The sequence below is a fragment of the Paracoccus alkanivorans genome, from assembly GCF_003697785.1.
In the GTDB taxonomy this organism is placed as follows: Bacteria; Pseudomonadota; Alphaproteobacteria; order Rhodobacterales; family Rhodobacteraceae; genus Paracoccus; species Paracoccus alkanivorans.
On sequence record NZ_QOKZ01000023.1, the window covers coordinates 1 to 17445 of the forward strand.

General features: G+C 61.2%; 10 protein-coding genes and 2 pseudogenes. 5 read left to right on the forward strand and 7 right to left on the reverse strand.

Going from position 1 to position 17445, the window contains the following annotated elements; translation table 11 throughout:
* Nucleotides 1-154: 154 nt before the first annotated feature.
* On the reverse strand, nucleotides 155-3058 hold the full coding sequence (locus C9E81_RS22155) for a Tn3 family transposase (RefSeq protein WP_027238574.1): 2904 nt from the start codon (nucleotides 3056-3058) through the stop codon (nucleotides 155-157).
* A gap of 94 nt (nucleotides 3059-3152) precedes the next feature.
* Here C9E81_RS22155 and C9E81_RS22160 point away from each other — a divergent pair, with 94 nt between their 5' ends.
* Nucleotides 3153-3761 (forward strand): recombinase family protein, encoded by a 609-nt coding sequence (locus tag C9E81_RS22160; RefSeq protein ID WP_036742596.1) that lies wholly within the window; start codon nucleotides 3153-3155, stop codon nucleotides 3759-3761.
* Nucleotides 3762-3768: 7 nt separating this feature from the next.
* Here the strand turns inward: C9E81_RS22160 and C9E81_RS22165 are convergent.
* A pseudogene (locus C9E81_RS22165) lies at nucleotides 3769-4359 on the reverse strand (Mu transposase domain-containing protein); the annotation flags it as partial.
* Here C9E81_RS22165 and C9E81_RS23735 point away from each other — a divergent pair.
* Nucleotides 4332-4697, forward strand: a complete 366-nt coding sequence (locus C9E81_RS23735; RefSeq protein ID WP_425010683.1) for an IS1096 element passenger TnpR family protein — start codon at nucleotides 4332-4334, stop codon at nucleotides 4695-4697. The pseudogene C9E81_RS22165 and the gene C9E81_RS23735 sit on opposite strands and share 28 nt — an antisense overlap.
* 198 nt (nucleotides 4698-4895) lie before the next feature.
* Here the strand turns inward: C9E81_RS23735 and C9E81_RS22175 are convergent, their stop codons facing one another.
* The 4 genes from C9E81_RS22175 to C9E81_RS22190 all read right to left on the reverse strand — a co-directional run bounded on the left by C9E81_RS22175 (nucleotide 4896) and on the right by C9E81_RS22190 (nucleotide 11813).
* The gene (locus tag C9E81_RS22175) at nucleotides 4896-6791 is read right to left on the reverse strand and encodes a dihydroxy-acid dehydratase domain-containing protein (protein WP_122114538.1); all 1896 of its coding nucleotides are present in this window, start codon (nucleotides 6789-6791) and stop codon (nucleotides 4896-4898) included.
* Nucleotides 6792-6922: 131 nt separating this feature from the next.
* A complete protein-coding gene (locus C9E81_RS22180; RefSeq protein ID WP_122114539.1) occupies nucleotides 6923-7816 on the reverse strand; it encodes a DUF6671 family protein in 894 nt (297 codons plus the stop codon).
* Entirely contained in the window at nucleotides 7813-10242 is a 2430-nt protein-coding gene (locus tag C9E81_RS22185; RefSeq protein WP_122114540.1) for a YbcC family protein, read from the reverse strand. The genes C9E81_RS22180 and C9E81_RS22185 overlap by 4 nt, the downstream gene beginning before the upstream one ends.
* Entirely contained in the window at nucleotides 10239-11813 is a 1575-nt protein-coding gene (locus C9E81_RS22190; protein ID WP_122114541.1) for a proton-conducting transporter transmembrane domain-containing protein, read from the reverse strand. The genes C9E81_RS22185 and C9E81_RS22190 overlap by 4 nt, the downstream gene beginning before the upstream one ends.
* 104 nt (nucleotides 11814-11917) lie before the next feature.
* Between C9E81_RS22190 and C9E81_RS22195 the strand changes: the two genes are divergently transcribed.
* Complete coding sequence (locus C9E81_RS22195) at nucleotides 11918-12808, forward strand: LysR family transcriptional regulator (protein ID WP_122114544.1); 891 nt, start codon at nucleotides 11918-11920, stop codon at nucleotides 12806-12808.
* A 256-nt stretch (nucleotides 12809-13064) separates the two neighbouring features.
* On the opposite strand, the pseudogene C9E81_RS22200 reads toward C9E81_RS22195, so the two are convergent.
* Nucleotides 13065-13559 (reverse strand): annotated as a pseudogene (locus tag C9E81_RS22200) (IS256 family transposase); the annotation flags it as partial.
* 117 nt (nucleotides 13560-13676) lie between these two features.
* Between C9E81_RS22200 and C9E81_RS22205 the strand changes: the two are divergent.
* Both C9E81_RS22205 and C9E81_RS22210 read left to right on the forward strand, forming a co-directional pair.
* Nucleotides 13677-16607 carry a Tn3 family transposase gene (locus C9E81_RS22205; RefSeq protein ID WP_166462017.1) on the forward strand — a complete coding sequence of 977 codons (2931 nt, stop codon included), beginning with the start codon at nucleotides 13677-13679 and terminating at the stop codon, nucleotides 16605-16607.
* Nucleotides 16608-16719: 112 nt separating this feature from the next.
* Entirely contained in the window at nucleotides 16720-17280 is a 561-nt protein-coding gene (locus C9E81_RS22210; RefSeq protein ID WP_122114543.1) for a recombinase family protein, read from the forward strand.
* Nucleotides 17281-17445: the final 165 nt, after the last annotated feature.

Consider the following 17445-nt stretch of genomic DNA (forward strand, 5'->3'; position numbering starts at 1 on the left):
GGGGTAGATTCCGGTAGGGGGCAGGATCGTATCACAAGGCCCTGACACCCCCTTCTTTCCTCCATTTTGAACTCTGTGCCGCCTTTGTGGTGGCGATGATCGCGGTGCGTCCGTTTGGGAGCCGTGACGGTGGCAAGAAATAGGGCTGATTACTTCACAAGCTGGCCCCGGTTTGCCGCCGCCACCGGTATTCGCCAGTGAGCAGGATGTGTGCCCAGCCGAGCGGCGAGATATGCGCCAGTAAATTGGGCGCACAATTCAACCCGGCCCGCTGACGCGCGGCGACGGCCTGACCGAGATGCTTGGTGTTCCAGTAGATGATGATGGCAGCGAGCAGGTTGAGGCCGGCCATGCGGTAGTGCTGCCCCTCGGCGGTGCGATCACGGATTTCGCCCTGTCGCCCGATGCGCAGGGCGTTTTTCAGGGCGTGATGGGCCTCGCCCTTGTTCAAGCCGATCTGGGCCCGGCGCTGCATGTCGGCGTCGAGTAGCCACTCGATGATGAAGAGGGTGCGTTCGATGCGGCCGATTTCGCGGAGCGCCACGGCCAGCTCGTGCTGGCGCGGATAGGCGGCGAACTTTTTGAGCAACTGACTGGGCGGCAGGACGCCCGTCGCCATGGTGGCCACGGCACGCAGGACGCCAGGCCAGTTCTGGACGATGACGCCTTCGCGGATCTTGCTGCCGATCAAGCCGCGCAACTCGTTCGGCGCGGTGGCGGGATCGAAGAGATAGAGCCGCGTTGACGGCAGATCCCGGATGCGCGGAATGAACCGGTAGGACAGCAGCGCGGTCACGGCAAAGACCTGGTCTGTAAAGCCACCGGTGTCGGCATACTGCTCCGAGATCTTTTGTCCGGCCTCGTTCATCAGCAGCCCGTCCAGAATGTAGGGCGCCTCGCTCACGGTGGCCGGAATGTTCTGGGTGGCAAAGGGGCCGAACTGGTCGGAGACATGGGTATAGGCCTTGAGGCCTGGCTCGGAGCCGTATTTCGCGTTGATGAGGTTCATGGCTTCGCCCTGCCGGGCGGCGGGGAAGAATTGCCCGTCACTGGACGCGGTGACGCCCCCGCCCCAGAATTGGGCCATGGGCAGCCGGGCCTGTGCCTCAATTACCAAGGCGAGGGCCTGGTTGATGGCATCGCTCTCCATATGCCATCGCGACAAGCGGGAGAGTTGGAAGTAGTCATGTGTGCTGGTCGCTTCGGCCATCTTGCTGAGCCCAAGATTCAAACCTTCAGCCAACAGCACGGTCAGCATCCCGATCTGGTCTTTGCAGGGCGCGCCGGTCTGCAGATGTGTGAAGGCTTCCGTGAAGCCAATATCTGCATCGACCTCCTGCAGCAGTTCGGTGATCCGTATGGTCGGCAACCGGTCGTAGAGATCGAGCACCAGCTCGTCCGCCTCTTGCGGCACCGCCGCACTCAGGCGGTCAGTTTTCAAGACGCCATTCTCGATCGACCCGCCCGGGATCGCCCCTGCGCGAGCCGCCTTGGCCAGTCGCGCCAGCCCGTCGGTCATGCGCGCCTTGCGATCGGCAAGCCAGGTTTCCGGGTCGAGCGGCACCGTCAGCCTTGGCGCGCCCTCTACCGCCTCCGCAGGAACCAGGGCCTGCTTCAGATCAGCGTAGCGCCGGGAATGGAGGAGCCAGATGTCACCCGACCGGAACGCCTCCCGCAAATGAAACAGCACCGCAACCTCCCAGAGCCGATGGCCGTCACCGGCGGCAGCGTTCAGATGGCGGTGCCATTTCGAGCCGCGCCGCAGAAAGCCAACTGGGCGGGTTTCGGGCTTTTCATCGTCTGCGATCAGCGCGGTCGCCTGCAGCAAGGGAGCTGCGATACCCGCCGCCTCGATATCGAGAACGCGCAGCATGCGCGGGGCATAGCGCCGGAACCGAAGATAACCTTGGCCAACATGGGTCAATGGGTCTGCGGCCATCGTGTGCGTCAACTCGGCGGCGGTGGCGACCAGCCCTTCGAGCCGACCCCACCCGCAAGCCAGCTCTGTCGCCTGATCCAAGGAAGACCCATCGCTTCTGGCGTCCAGCAGGGCCGACCCGAGAGATTTGAAGGCGCGCAGGGTGTCCTGCACCGCCGCCTTTGCGTCGGCGATTTTGGCGTCGCACAGCCTCTTCGCGCCCTGCCAGGTCTTGCCGACGATCCGGTCATGGGTCTCGACCACCGCGTCGGAAATCGCGGCACACCACTCGACGGCGCAAACCGCGAGAATGGCCAGGCGGCGGTCGCTGCTGATGTCACGCAGACCATCGGCAAAGTAGCGTTCGCCCTGACGCCGCAGGCCGGTCACCCGATGGGGTGGAATGCCCGCGAGGATATCTAGCGAGATGTTCAGATCCCGCAGAACCTCCAGCCGATCGAGGAGGCGGCCAACATCGGCCGAGTTCTGACCAACCTCGAATTGGCGCAGCCAGACGAACCGGCTGACCGTGCCATCGACCATCTCCGTGAGCAGGGTGTCCAGGCGGGCCTTTCTATCCTCATCCAGCCGGTTCACGATGGCGCTTTCGATCCGGCGTTCCGCCGCCACGAGTGCATCCGCGCAGAGGCGCTCGATCACGGACACACCCGGCAAGATCGTCTGGGTCCGGCGACACTCTTCGACAAACCGGCGGGCCAGATCATGGTTGGAGGTTGCCACCTCCGCCTCGCCTGCCAGCCAGGCCTTCAGTTCCCGCGCGCGATGCCCGGAGAACATCTTGAAGCCATAGAGCTGGCGCAAGTCGACCAAATGCCTGCGCCGCGTTACGTCGGTCTCGGCGTATCGGCAAAGCTCATCCATCTCTTCGCCAAGCTGTGCTGCGATGAAGCTGCTGATGGCCTCTGGAATGACCTCACCCGACGCCAACAGTCGGCCAGGATATCGGAAAGCACAAAGCTGAAGGGCGAAGCCGAGGCGATTGCGTGCATGGCGACGGGTTCGAATGAATTCGAGGTCATCGTCCGCCAGTGTGTAGTGGTAGAGGATGGTGGCTTCGTCTGTCGGCAGATCGAACAGCGCCGCGCGCTGGCGCGCGGTCAGGATAGAGCGTCTTGGCATACGAGTTTGTCCTTGTTAGTCATTAGTCTGTTCAGGACAATTCCCGCACCAGCAAAACCAACGACTTGCAAGGCCCGATTCAAAGGGGGTTCAAATGGGACAGCGCGCCGCTATCTATGCCCGGGTTTCCACGTCCGACCAGTCCTGCGAGCGGCAGGTCACGGAGCTCACCGCGTTCGCCGAGCGCGGCGGGTATGACGTGGTGGGAGTGTTCAAGGAAAAAGCCTCTGGCGCGTCCGACAATCGCGTTGCGCGCAACCGGGTACTCGACCTAGCGCAGGCACGACAAATCGACGCCATCCTGGTCAGCGAACTTTCTCGGTGGGGGCGGTCCACTCAGGACCTGCTGGATACCCTGAACAGGCTCGCCGGCTGGAAAGTCTCCGTTGTAGCCATGAGCGGCATGACCTTCGAAGTAGAGACGCCACATGGTCGAATGATGGCCACCATGCTGGCCGGGATTGCTCAGTTTGAACGCGATCTGCTCAGCGAAAGGGTGAAATCCGGGCTCGCCGCCGCAAGGGCGCGAGGAAAGAAGCTCGGTCGCCAGCCAGGACAACGCCCAAAATCCGACAAGCTCGCGCCAAAGGTCATTCAAGCCGTGGAAGACGGTCGATCATACCGATGGATCGCCCGCGACCTTGGGATCAGCAAAAATACTGTGCTCGATATTATGAAGCGGCAGCGACAGAGTTCCTTGTGATACGATCCTGCCCCCTACCGGAATCCACCCCTTCCAGCTTGCGCTGCACGCGGCGGATCGCGATTGGTAGTTCCCACTCCTTGAAGGGTGCGCCGTTACGAAGGGCACCGGGCTTGCGGGCCAGAACGGGTATGTAATGCAGGGGATCAAAGATGGTTTTGTCCCGCCCGAAGGCACGCGTGTGACGACCGACAATCCGGCCATCCTGCCAGCATTCCAGCCGATCGGCATAGGCTCTGATCTCGACCGGCCGCCCCACAGCACGGGCATCGACCGAGTACTTGTTCTTGTCGAACCGCACGAGGCAGGTCTTGGAGACAGAGGCCGGAACCGCATGGAATCCATCGAATGGGCCGACATAGGGCACGAGGCTCGGGCGCTCGTCTTCGAACACCTCCCAGATTGTCTTGTCGCGTATCCCGGGGTGTTTGTTTGCCTTCGCATAGGCCAGACACCGGTCTTCCAGCCACGCGTTCAACTCGGCATAGGATTTGAACTTCGGGCGCGGCACGAAGAAGCGCCGTCGAATCACACCCACCTGGTTCTCAACCTGACCCTTCTCCCACCCGGATGCCGGGGTGCACCATATTGGTTGCAAACCCCGAGAAATTCTATCCCGTTTGCACAGGTGGCGCGGGTCCGTGCCCGCCTGAAGAATGCGGTGGGCCCCAAGGCTATTTGGCGCGGCGGGACGAGGCCAGTGGCTATGACGCCTGGCAGGACCTGGAGACCTTGGCGTCTTTTGGCCAAGATCTGCTGGACCGCCATGACACGGACCGCACGCTGGAGGACCTCGCCCTGGATGATCTGGAATACGTCTTGGATCGCATGAAAGCCCGTGAGCCGTACTTGGAGACATCCTTCTCTCGGCGCGTCGTGAACACTCAACTTCGCGATGGGCGTCATCGGGAACTCATGCACCAGCAGCTGATGTGACCTGTCCGGAAAGGAGCGGTTGCGGACAGGGTCTAGCACACGCGGCAAAAACTAGGAAAACGAGCTTTTGGACACTACCTTGCTCTCGGACACCCTTTTCCAACAGCATAGGATGGCTGTCATGTACGGCCAGACGTCCTATGTCGCGTTTCGTACCTTTGTTGGGATAGACCCCCTTTGACACGGCGATATTTCAGATCAGGCCTTTGGATCGATTCCGGCTATCTCACGCCTCCTGTCCGTTTCGGGACGGAACTTGTTTCGCGGCGTGAAGCCCGACGCGGTCGCGTCACGCGGGTTGCGTACCCAGACGGTTCGGTTGGGGTGCAGACCCGCCCCACGCCGCGCCGGAACAGCCATGTGCCGAGCACGTTGCAGCAGGCGGGTATCGGCAACACCCGCACTCGGATGGAAGCCGCCATTGTCTGCCACCACCTTGTCCCACGCGGCCTTGCGGACATCAAGGATCGCGGGATCGCTCAGGGCGGTGCAGTTGATCTCGTTAAGATTTAGATCCACCACGATTTCATCGCCGTTTTCGACAAAGGCAATTGGTCCGCCAAGCGCAGCTTCGGGCCCCACATGGCCAATCACAAGGCCGATCGAGCCACCGGAGAAGCGCGCGTCAGTCATCAGGGCGATGACGATGCCGCGCTCGCGGCACAGGGTCGTGATGCGCGCGGTGGGGTCGAGCATTTCGGGCATGCCAGGCGCACCACTTGGCCCCTCGTAGCGCACGATGATCATGTCGTCGTCTTCAAAACCCTCGGGTGTCTGGTCCAACATGTCGAGCAGCGCCTGCTGACCGTCGAAGACTCGCGCCTTGCCGCGGAACAGATTGTTCTCTAGCCCGCCCTCGACCCCTGCAAGCTTCAGGATGGCCGAAAACTCGGGTGATAGGTTACCGCCCAGCATGCGCAACCCACCAGTGGCCTTGTAGGGTGCTTCGACGGGATAGATCACCTCGCCGTCGGCACGTTTGGCACCAAGGCGCGTGACTTGCTCGGCCAGCGTCTCGCCCGTGCAAGTCAGCACATCGCCGTTCAGCAGACCCGCTTCCAGCAATTCGCGCACTATAATCTGCACACCGCCCACCTTGTCGATATCAACCATGGAATACTTGCCATAAGGTCGCGCGTTGGTCAGCACAGGAACGACGTGTTGTGATAGGTGGTTGAACTCTTCGGGTGTGATGATGTCTTTCCAGAAATCGGCAAAACCTGCGGCGCGGGCAATCTCGGGCGCGTGCAAAAGTGCATTGGTGGAGCCACCGATGGCCATGGCCACAATCGTGGCGTTGCGCAGGCTGTCGCGCCCAACGATGTCGCGGGGCTTGAGGTCGTTCTCGATCATCTGGGCCAGCAACGTGACCAGTTCGGCAGGAAACTCGTTTAGGCGGCGTGGATCGTCCGACGGGGGTGCAACCATGTGCAGGGGCTGCATTCCTACAACCCCAATGAACGTCTGCATGGTGTTGTAGGTGAACATGCCACCGCAGCTGCCAAAGCCCGGACAGGCATGGCAGGCGATGTGGTGGCGGTATTCGGGGTCCGGATGGCCCGCGACTTGAAAGGCGCTGACGATATCTAGCTTTTCGCCCGTTTTGGGATCGGTGCCGGGGTGGATCGGACCATCAGACATGATGATCGAGGGCAGGTTATGTTCCAGCATGGCCGCTAGTGTGCCGACGGGCGGCTTGTCGCAAGCGACGACGGCAATAGTACCAGCAAGGCCCGTTGCGCTTAGGTGTTCGCACAAGGCATCATGCGTCACCTCGCGCCCGATCAGCGAATAGCGCATCTCAGGTGTGCCGTTGCGCATGCCGTCCGAGGTAGCAATCGTGAATTCAGGCTGTACGAGGCGATATTTCAACTGGCCCGGCTCGGTGCCGATGCGGGTCTTGAGAGCCTGGTGGATCGCCTCGACCTTGGCGGCCACGCCCAGATAGCATTGGCTGTCGCCCTTGGTGCCAACCACGCCGACAGACGGCTCATGGATAAGGGCCGGATCGGTCCCGATCTCGACGGCAAGGCCGATGGTCTGGGTCGAGCGGCCGGGGTGATTGTCAATCAGGACGGCATTTGGATTGGTCAAGGCGATCTCTTTTCGGTTGCAGGGTTGGGGTGGGTAGTAGGATCATCGGCGTATTTCGCAGAGCTAATTTACGAAATTAGCTTAAGGTGTCATTCTGCACCCAGCCGGAACAGCCCCCATGTTCATGGATCTCACGGGTTGCAGGTGGGGCACTGTCCGGGATCGGCATGGGTTAAACCGTCCGGGCGCGCACGCCTCTCCACGTGGTTGCAAGACACGCACCCGAGGATCTGGTGACGGACGAGAATGCTGGGGCCGCCGCACCAGGAACATGGCAGTCCCTTGTCTACACCGGTCAGACCATATCCGGGGGTCCGGCAGGTGGGACAGAGGCAGGAGATGCGAGCGGCAAGTCGCTCTGCAAGCCGCCCGAGCGTCGCCATGCGGGTCCGGTTCATGTGCGCGCGCATGTCGGTCTGCACGAACGCGCGGCCATCGTCCGATCGCGTGGCGCAGTCCTCGATCGCAGTTTGCAGGTCTGCGGAGGACCGTATGCCCTTATGGATCGGCGGCGCACTTCCGTCGGGACCGTTCGGCCGGACGATAACGGCATGATCGGGAAAGCCGATGCGGCTGAGAAAGCCGTCCAACTCCCGGACGCTTTCGGCATTCGCATGTTCATATGTCGGGGATTCATCAATGAGGTGTTCACGGATGACGATACCGCGATCATCGTCCACCAGTACCATGAGTTCGAACCCGGCGGCGATGAAGGGGATCTGCGGATGCGGGCCATAGCTGCCTTCGCTGGCGATCGCGAGCGTCACACCGGTGACCGCCATACCCAGTCGGGCCTTGGCGATGGCGGCCTCCTCGATCGTTCCGGTGCGCGCAATCTCGCCGCTGAACGTTCCCAGACTGTCGGTGTCGAGACCCGGCGGAATCTCGACACTCAGACCAAGCCGTTCGGCAAACGGCGGCGCGATGGTGGCCTCCTTGCCATGCATCGTGGCAAGGACCGCGCAACGTCCCCGATACGGGCCGTTGCTGCCGAGCGAGAGGGTCTCCGCTGCGTCCGCCTTCATTCCACGGCTTTCAGTCTGGGCTTGTCCACAACCTCGGCCTCCGGGGTCCAGTCCAGATCACCGGCATAACGCCAGGCCATGCGACCGGTCTCGTCGAGCGCAAAAAGATGCAGCCAGCGGTTGTCGAAGAGCGCCCGCACGCCCGCGTGACGCTTCAGGATATCGCCCATCGCCTCGCGCGGGGCCTCGATGCAGACCGACAGGCGCAGCGGTTCGTGGGCGTTGGTCAGGCCGTCATGTACCGATTGCCAAGGCAGTCCCGCGCGCAGCAGCCCGCCATTGCCTTCGACGACACCGATACCTCCGGTCACGTTGTGCAACAGCTTGTTGCCTGACCCGAAGAGCTGCGGGGCAACCGTCGAGCCGTAGTATTGCAGGCTGATCCAGCTCGCCACCACGACGGGCGCGGTCATGATCAGTTCCAGCACACCAAAGCCCTTGTCCTGCATCCAGTCGTAGTCATGCAGGAAGGCGCGGCCTTCGAGACTTTTACCAGTAGTGCGGGATCTGGGCGCGGCGATGAAGGCCTTGCAGCCCGCCAGGGCCCATTCGGGCCGCACCTCGGCCCAGTCGCGGCTGCGCATGTCGATGTCGCCCTGCCGTTCGGCCCGAGGCAGCCGGAGCGCCCGTTCGGTCCGGGTGACCGCGCCCGCGGTGGCCAGCCATCCGCGCGCGCGGGTCAGGTCGGCGGTATGGTCCGGGCACGGGTGGTCGTCGGCGTAGAGCGTGATCCGGTCGGTGGTCGTGTCATGCAGCGCACCCACGAACAGGGTGTCCGCCGGGATCCTGATCCCCTTGGACGCAAGGCCGTCGCGGACGTCTGCGTCGTTCAGAAGGCCCGCGAGCAACCTCGCGTTCACCTCGCCGGAATAGCCGCCGCAGGCACCGCAATGCAGCCCGCTGGCATACGGGTTGTTCACCACGTTTGCCCCATGCCCGGCAAGGAGAATGACACGCGCGAAGCCGCGGGTCAGAGACATGGCGCGCAGGATGGTCTCGGCCGACTCGATCCGGGTCGCAAGATCGAGGTCGGGATCGAAGCGTGGCTTGGGGTCGTTCGGCATCGGCATCGGATTGAGCCCCAGCGCGTCACGCACGAGCTTGCCGATATAGATCGGCCCCGTCGCCTCGACGAAGGCGAAGGAGGAGACGGCCGCCAACTTGAAGCGCCCCCAGGCGCGTCTGGCGCGCGCTGTATGGCGGGCAGCGAGATCGTCCCTTTCGCTGTCGTGATCGCCCGAGCTCGATGTGACGCTGGGGTTCAGAAGCACGGGCAGACGCAGTTCCTCGACATCGGAGGCAAAGCAACGGTGCTTGGTAAAGACAGCGAAGAAGCCGGCGAAGCCGAGGGTACGGATACCGGAATCGGTGGCCTCTAGCGCCCGGCGAAACACCTCCGAGCGCACATCGATGCAGAACGCAGCCTGCAGGGCCGGACGGTTCTCCTCACCCTCCGAGTTTGCCTCGGCGGACGTGGCCAGCGTTTCTGCAAGGCGCCGCTGTGCCGCGCGCTCGGCTGCCTCCTGAAGGATGGCATCAGCGATCTGGTCCGGTGACGACACGACCGGCGCCGCATGAGCCGTGCGGCTCTCCACCCAACGGTCTGCGATCCGTGGTGCATATTGAGCAAAGAGAGCCTCCTCCCAGACCAGCCTTATGGTCAACAGATCGCTTGTTGTGGCGTCCATGTCGCCTGCAAGCTCCGCTTGCCACAGCCGGTAGCGCGCAAACTGCGACCAGCCACCCAAACCGAGCAGCAACTGGTGAAAATACGTTTCCGCACTTTCGATCTGCACACCCAGATTGTTGCATGCCAAGGTGAGAGCTATCCGCGGGTTCTCAGGGCCGCCCGCCACGTGACTGGCGAACCCAGCAAGCCCGATGATCTCGGGTGTCAGATCGCGGCTGGCAAACGCGCGCCAGCTCTGGAACGCCGTCGTCCCGTGATTGGTCTGCCAGAGAGCCTGGCCCCGGTCGAAATAGTCCGATGCCCATGCGCCAATCCGCTCGGCCATAAGTCCGGGCCAATCGATACCGGAAACCTCTGCGGCCAGCTCGGCTACGGTGGGCAGGGCCGCTTCCTTTTGCCGGTCCCGCGCCAGGGCCGACTTCAGCGCTGGTAGGCCGTCGGGTTTTCCAGCCTCAAGGGCCGCCGCGAGCGCACCGGTGAGGTCGGCATCCGTGATGTCCCCGGCCTCAATCTGGGCGCGGAACCAGCCGCGCGGCATTGTGACGGCCAATCCCGCCACCCGGCCGAGCCGGGCCGCCACCTGCGCCAGGTTCTGATCGGACTGTCCGAGGAACGGATTGACGGCCACTGAGGACGACAGAGGCCACAGCGGCGGAATGGCGCGTATTGCCGCCTCCGCTGCTGCGATGAGTTCGAGCTGCTCGCCCGTATAAGCCGAGAACTTCTCCATCTTCATAGGGCCTCTCCCGTCCTGGATAATGTTTTTCTCGTCCAGCCGCCCAGTAGTCGATCTGTGATCGCGTTGGCGTAAAGCCCGTTCGAGAGATGCACCCGCAGCCCCTGCGCCGCAGGGTGATGCGACCAGAGCGGGAACGCTGCCTGTGCCACCGCGACGAGACCTAAACTGAGCACCGCCAGCACGATCAGCGCCCTCTCCAGCGGTCCCGGCGCGGGCGTCGCGGGCAGCGTTCCCGACATCAGCCACTCAGCTCCCGTTTGCAGCGCGAAATACCCTATTGTTGCTGCCACCGAGTAGAGCGCCGTGCGCTGCGTCAGCACCCTGGGCGCCGCATCGGCCAGCCCCTGCGCGAGCAGATAGGCCACGCCGAAGATCAGGATCGCGCCAAGGGCAATGGCTTGCGGCGACTTCCCCGCGAAGCCGAAGAGCGCACCCACCACCCCGTAGATCACCAGGGCGATCAGGAAGGCGCGCAGCACCGCCGCGCCGTTCGGGATGGCGACCGGGCCCGGTCGCCGGATCGCAACCACCCCGTCGACCGCAGCACCCGAGGCCAGAAAGGCATGCGCCTTGTAGAGCGAATGGGCGACTATGTGCAGGAGCGCGAGCGGGAAGAGCGCTAGCCCGCATTGCAGGATCATGAAGCCCATCTGCGCCACGGTCGACCAAGCAAGAGAGGTCTTCACTGCGGATTGTGTCAGCATGACAAGCCCACCGAAGATCGCCGTGAAGCCACCGATCATCACCAGACCGGCAAGAACACCGGGTGCCAGCAGCATCACATCGGCGAAGCGGATCAACAGGAAGCCGCCCGCATTGATCACCCCGGCATGCAGCAGAGCTGAGACCGGAGTGGGCGTTTCCATCACCTCGGTCAGCCAGCCATGGGTAGGAAACTGGGCTGACTTCAAGAGGGCTGCCAACGCCAGAAGCCCCGCGACCCAGAGCGCATAGGCCGGTGCCGGGCCGCCGCGCGCCTCGGCGAGGATGGTGCCGATATCGCCAGTGCCATAGGCACTCACCAGCAGGAACGCCGCCCCGATCAGGGCCGCATCGCCAAGCCGTGCGGTCACCCGATTCTTGCGCGCTGCCCGCTGCGCCATGGCCCGCCCGGGATAGAACAGCAGAAGCTTGTGCAGGAAGAAACTCGTGGCGAACCAGGCCGCGACAAGCTGGAGCAAGTTGCCGGACTGGACCAGCAGCAACACCGAAGCCAGCGTGGCGCAGAGCCAGGCCGTGAATACCCCCTGCCGGGACTCGCCATCGAGATAGGTCGCGGCGTAGCGCAGCACCACCCAGCCGACGAAAGACACCAGAAGTAGCATCACCACGCTTAGGGCATCGACCCGCACCGACAGACCGAGACCGTAGGTGCCGAGCAAGAGACTCGTCCCCGGTCCGTGCGTGATCAGCTGGGCGGTCGAGAGCACTGTAATCCCGAGCGCCACCAGTGCCATCGCCTCCGAAAGCCACACCGATCTGCGCGGACGTAGGCCGGGGCCAAGATAGGCCAAGATCGCGGCAAGGATCAGCGCGGCCGGGGCGGCAAGCGGCAGAAGATGATTCATGGACATGGCCTTCCGGTAATGACGGTGTCACCCAGACTTAGCCGGTCCGTCTGAAAGACTAAAATACATTGCATGCGCCATATCGTTCATTTATTATGAACGATATGGCCGACCTCAACTATCATCACCTGCGCTACTTCTGGGCCGTCGCCCATGACGGCAACCTCACCCGGACGGCCGACCGGCTCAATCTGTCGCAATCCGCGCTGTCGGTGCAGATCCGCAAGCTCGAGGAGCGGCTCGGCCATGCGCTCTTCGAGCGGCGTGGCCGGGCCCTGCATCTGACCGAGGCCGGGCGCATCGCGCTCGATCATGCCGACACCATCTTTGCCGCCGGAAAGGAACTGCTCGGCACACTCGATCAGACCGGCCGCACCCGCCAGGCCCTGCGCCTCGGTGCGCTTGCCACGCTGTCGCGCAACTTCGTCTTGGATTTCATCCGGCCGGTGCTCTACCGCCCGGATGTCGAGGTGATCCTGCGTTCGGGCGGTCCCGTAGAATTGCTGCACGCGCTCGAAGCGCTGAACCTCGATCTGGTTCTGACCAATCAATCGCTTGCCCGGGATGCGGTCACGGCCTTCGTGTCACGCCGGCTGGCCGTGCAGCGGGTCAGTCTGGTTGGCACCCCTGAACGCCTGGCCGAGAATGACTCATTGGAGACGCTTCTTGCGTCTCAACCGATCATCCTGCCGCCCCTCGAGAGTGCAGTGCGCACAGGCTTCGACGTCTTGACGGACCGCATTGGCGTGCGCCCGCAGATCGCGGCCGAGGTTGACGACATGGCGATGATGCGTCTGCTGGCCCGCGAGGGTAACGGGCTGGCCGTCCTGCCGCCGATCGTCGTGAAGGACGAACTGGAGAGCGGAAGGCTGGTGGAGGCCGACAAGCTGCCTAGCATCGCGGAAACCTTCTACGCGGTGACGCTCGATCGCAAGTTTCCGAATCCGCTGGTGCGCGACCTGCTTCAGGCCGCAGTCAACCAAACGGAGCCATGACGTGCACTTTGTCGGATCAAGCGTTTCCTGGCAGAACACGCACCTCCGGGGCGGTCGTTGCGCACAGTTCTCTCTCGACCGCGTTCCGAAGACATTTGCAGGCAATGAAATACGCTGGGGCGAGTCCCCGAAAAGCAAAACCTGCACAATGCCTGCGGGGGGCAATCTCGACAGTTCAAATTTACTTGAAGCATTCCATATGGGAGTGTCATGAACTCTGTGTATCTTGGCTGGCCCATGCGGGTTTCAGATACGGTCACGCATTGAAGCGCTCCTCGAACATGATAGCGAATTGGTTGCGGGCGGCAAACCATTGGCGGACATTTCTGCCGCCTTTTTCGAAGTTGCGGATGGCGAGGTAGATCAGTTTGGTGGCGGCGTCGTCGGTCGGGAACGAGCCGCGCGTCTTGATGGATTTTCGGATCACCCGGTTCAGGCTTTCGATGGCATTGGTGGTGTAGATGATCTTCCGAATGGCGGGATCGAATGCGAAGAACGGGATCACCTCGGCCCACGCCCGCCGCCAGGCCGGGGCGATGGAAGCGTATTTGCCAGCCCATTTTTCCTCGAATGCATCCAGTTCAGCGGCGGCCTGATCGGCGGTCGCCGCCCCGTAAATCCGGCGCAGATCGGTGGCCACATATTTGCGGTCCTTCCAGGCGCAGAAGTTCAGGGAATGGCGCACCAGGTGCACGATGCAGGTTTGGACCGTGGCCTCGGGAAAGGCGGCGGTGATCGCATCCGGGAAGCCGGCCCTGTACGCACGAAGTGGGGTAAAAACGGCAAGATTTCGGAGTTTGGTTTGAGCTATTGACATCGGGCGTCGTTCCGTAAGTATATTCCGATATTAGTTTGAATTGGAATGTGCATGCAACAGATTTGGTCCGATGTGGAACTGAGGGCGCACTGGATTGTAAGTGACGCGGAGCTTGGCCTGTTGAAGGGCATTTCTGAGCCGCGACGCCTGACGCTTTGCTATTACCTCAAGTATTTCCAACTTCACGCGCGGTTTCCCACGTCGTTGGATTTTGTCTCTCCTCAGGTGCTTGAGTTTCTGGCGTCCCAGATTGGCAGCGCCGATGATAATGGGCTTCCCGTCGTTCCGAAGAGAACGGCACGTTTTTATCGTCGCCAGGTTGTTGCGTTTCTCGATATTCAGCACTTTGACAAGGAGGCCCGCGCGGTTTTCCTGGAGTGGCTGGTCGAGACCGTTTTGCCGACCGCCCCTAATGAGGCGACATCGGACGCTGCCATCACAGGGTGGTTCTTGTCGAAGCGAATGATCCGCCCCAAGGCCAAAGCCCTGGCCAATCTGATGGCGAAGGCAGAGCGCCGGTTTGAGCGCAGTCTGTTTGCCAGGATCGCAGGGCGACTTTCCGATGACCATCGGGCGCGCCTTGATGCCCTGCTTGAGACGGCGGATGGCCTTTCTCCCTTTGCCGAAGTGTCACGCAGTTCTGGTGCAGCCAGCGTGGAAAATGTCCTCAGAACGGTGACACGCCTGGAAACCGTTTGTGCAGTCCGCCTGGATCGAACGATCCTGGCGGATGTGCATCCTGATATTATTGAACGGTTTCGGTTGCGGGCGGGCACAGAAGATGCGTGGGACATGCGCCGACACCCGGATGAGACGAGATATGCGTTGCTATGCTGTTTTCTTATTCCTCGCGCTGCTGAATTGACCGACGAACTCGGTGATCTTCTGATCAGCATCACCCACAAGATATCGGCCCGTGCGGAAACCAAGGTCATCAAGGAGCTTGTGGCCGAGTTTCGCAAGGTCGAGGGTAAGACGACGCTGCTGTTCAAGATGGCGCTTGCGGCAGAAGCGGAACCGACCGGTCGCGTGTGCGATGTGATTTTCCCGGTGGTCAGCCAGAAGACGATCAGCGATCTGGCCAACGAATATCGTACGGAGAACCCGTCATTTTCATACCGCGTGCATCGCAAGATACGCCGATCCTATGCTCAGCATTACCGGCGCATTCTTCCCGTGATCCTCAAGACGCTCACCTTCAGGTCAAACAATCAGAACTGGCGCACGCTTTTGGATGCCATTGAGGTTTTGGCCGCAGATACAAGCAGGAAACCGCAATACTTTTCTCTCGATGAAGTGCCACTTGACGGTGTTGTCAGACCCAAGTGGCGAGATATTGTCATTGAACCTGGACCCGGCGGGCAATCCCGCATCAACCGCCTCAACTATGAGATTTGTGTCCTTCAAAGCCTGAGGGAGCGTCTGCGCACCAAGGAGGTATGGATAGAAGGTGCGGCCAGATACTGCAATCCTGACCAGGACTTGCCCCAGGATTTTGACGCTCGACGCGAGCAGTATTTTCAGGATCTTGGACAGCCATTGGAAGCGGGTTTTTTCGTCGAACGCCTCAAGGGTGATCTCATCGCCGCCCTGGATGTGTTCAACCGTGATTTGCCTTCGAACAAGGACGTGGCACTGAAATCGCGGGGCGGGAAAATCCGGATATCGCTCAAACCACTGCAGGCCCAGGATGATCCGGCCATGCTGGATGCACTGAAGGAGGAATTGACCCGCCGATGGCCCATGACCAACCTGCTGGATGTGCTCAAGGAAGTCGACCTGCGTATCGGCTTCACCAAATCCTTCCCCACGGCGGCCGCACGACAAGCCCTGTCCGGCGATGAGGTGTCCCGCAGGCTTCTACTGGCGCTCTATGGGATCGGGACCAATATCGGGCTCAAAGCCATCGCGGCCGGGCCGCATAATGTGACCTACAAAGAGCTGCTCTACATTCGCCAGCGTTTCATTCACAAAAATGCATTGCGCGCCGCAACCCGTGCCATTGCCGATGCCACAAACCGCGTTCGCGCCACAGACATCTGGGGCGATGGCAGCAGCAGTTGCGCGTCAGATTCTACCCAGCTCGGGTCCTGGGACCAAAACCTGATGACCGAATGGCATCAGCGTTATGGCGGGCGCGGCGTCATGATCTACTGGCATGTCGATGCAAGGGCGACCTGCATCCATTCGCAGTTGAAGCAGGTTTCTTCGTCAGAAGTGGCGTCAATGATCGAGGGTGTTTTGCACCACGGCACCGATTTGGAGATCGACCGCCAGTTTGTTGACACCCACGGTCAGAGCGTTGTCGGTTTTGCCTTATGCTATTTGTTGGGATTTGAGCTCATGCCCCGGTTCAAAGGTATAGCGCGTCAAAAGCTGGTGCGTGCTCTTCCTAAATCCGAACGCGCCTATCCAAATCTTGAGCCGCTTTTTGTGCCCAAACCGATCAATTGGGATCTGATCGCTCAGCATTATGACGAGATGGTCAAGCTGGCGACGGCCCTGAAACAGCGGACTGCGGAACCAGAGGCCATTCTGCGCCGTTTCATCCGCGGCCAAAGCCACCCGGTGTTTGCGGCGCTTCTGGAACTCGGCAAAGCGGCCAAGACGATCTTTCTGTGCAAGTACCTTGGCGACAAGGATTTGCGGCGCGAAATCAATTCTGGCCTCAACGTGATTGAGCGCTGGAACGGGGTGAATGACTTCATCTTCTATGGCAACGGTAATGAGTTGGTATCCAACCGGCGCGACGACCAGGAGATCTCGGTTCTGTCACTGCATCTACTGCAGGCCAGCATGGTCTATGTGAACACGCTCATGATCCAGGATATCCTCGCGGATCAGGTCTGGCGCAAGAAAATGACCACCCGCGACATGGCGGCACTGAACCCTCTGCCACACAGCCACATCAATCCATACGGAGTCTTTGATCTCGATATGACCACGCGCCTGCCTCCGAACGACATGCCGGTGGCGGCATGATCTGTTCCGAAACTTATAATATACGGAACAATATTTTCCGGGCGCGAAATCAACGCCTTGCGGAATCCGCAATTCTGTTCCGTTTTTACACCCGAAAAACAGGCATAAAACCATGCTGATCGGCTATGCACGTGTTTCCACCACCGGACAGAACCTGGAAAGCCAGGTTGAACATCTTCAGGCCGAGGGGTGTGACAAGATATTCCAGGAGAAACTGACTGGGTTTGACCGTCGGCGCCCGCAACTCGAGAAGATGCTGAAGCAGATCGAGCCAGGTGATGTGCTTCTGGTCACAAGCCTCGACCGGCTGGCACGATCTACTCACGACCTCTTTGTCATTACCCAAAAGATAGAGGCCGCCGACGCGTCATTCCGATCTATTCGCGAACCCTGGGCCGATACCACGAGTTCCATGGGAAAGTTCCTGCTTACTGTTTTTGCAGGACTTTCTGAGTTGGAGCGAAATCTCATCAATGAGCGAACAACGGAAGGACGGGCGTCTGCAAAAAAACGAGGAGTGAAGTTCGGCCGAAAATCCAAACTCACCTCACATCAGCAAGACCAGGTCAAAGCAATGCTCAGGGAAGGACAGGCCATTCGCGCAATTGCCCGGCACTTCAATGTCGGCGTCGCAACAATCGACAGAGTTAAGCGGTCAACTCAGCTCTCATAAAATCTTGCCGTTTCTGACCCCCTTCGTGCGTACTGGGCTGTCAACGGCGGAGTAAAACCCGGCCACGCGGCGGCGCAAAAGTCTGCCAGTTGGCGGCACAAGCACGAAACGTCGGGAGGGCGTAGCCCGACCAGAGTTCCGTGCTTGTGCCGTTGGCATTTTTTG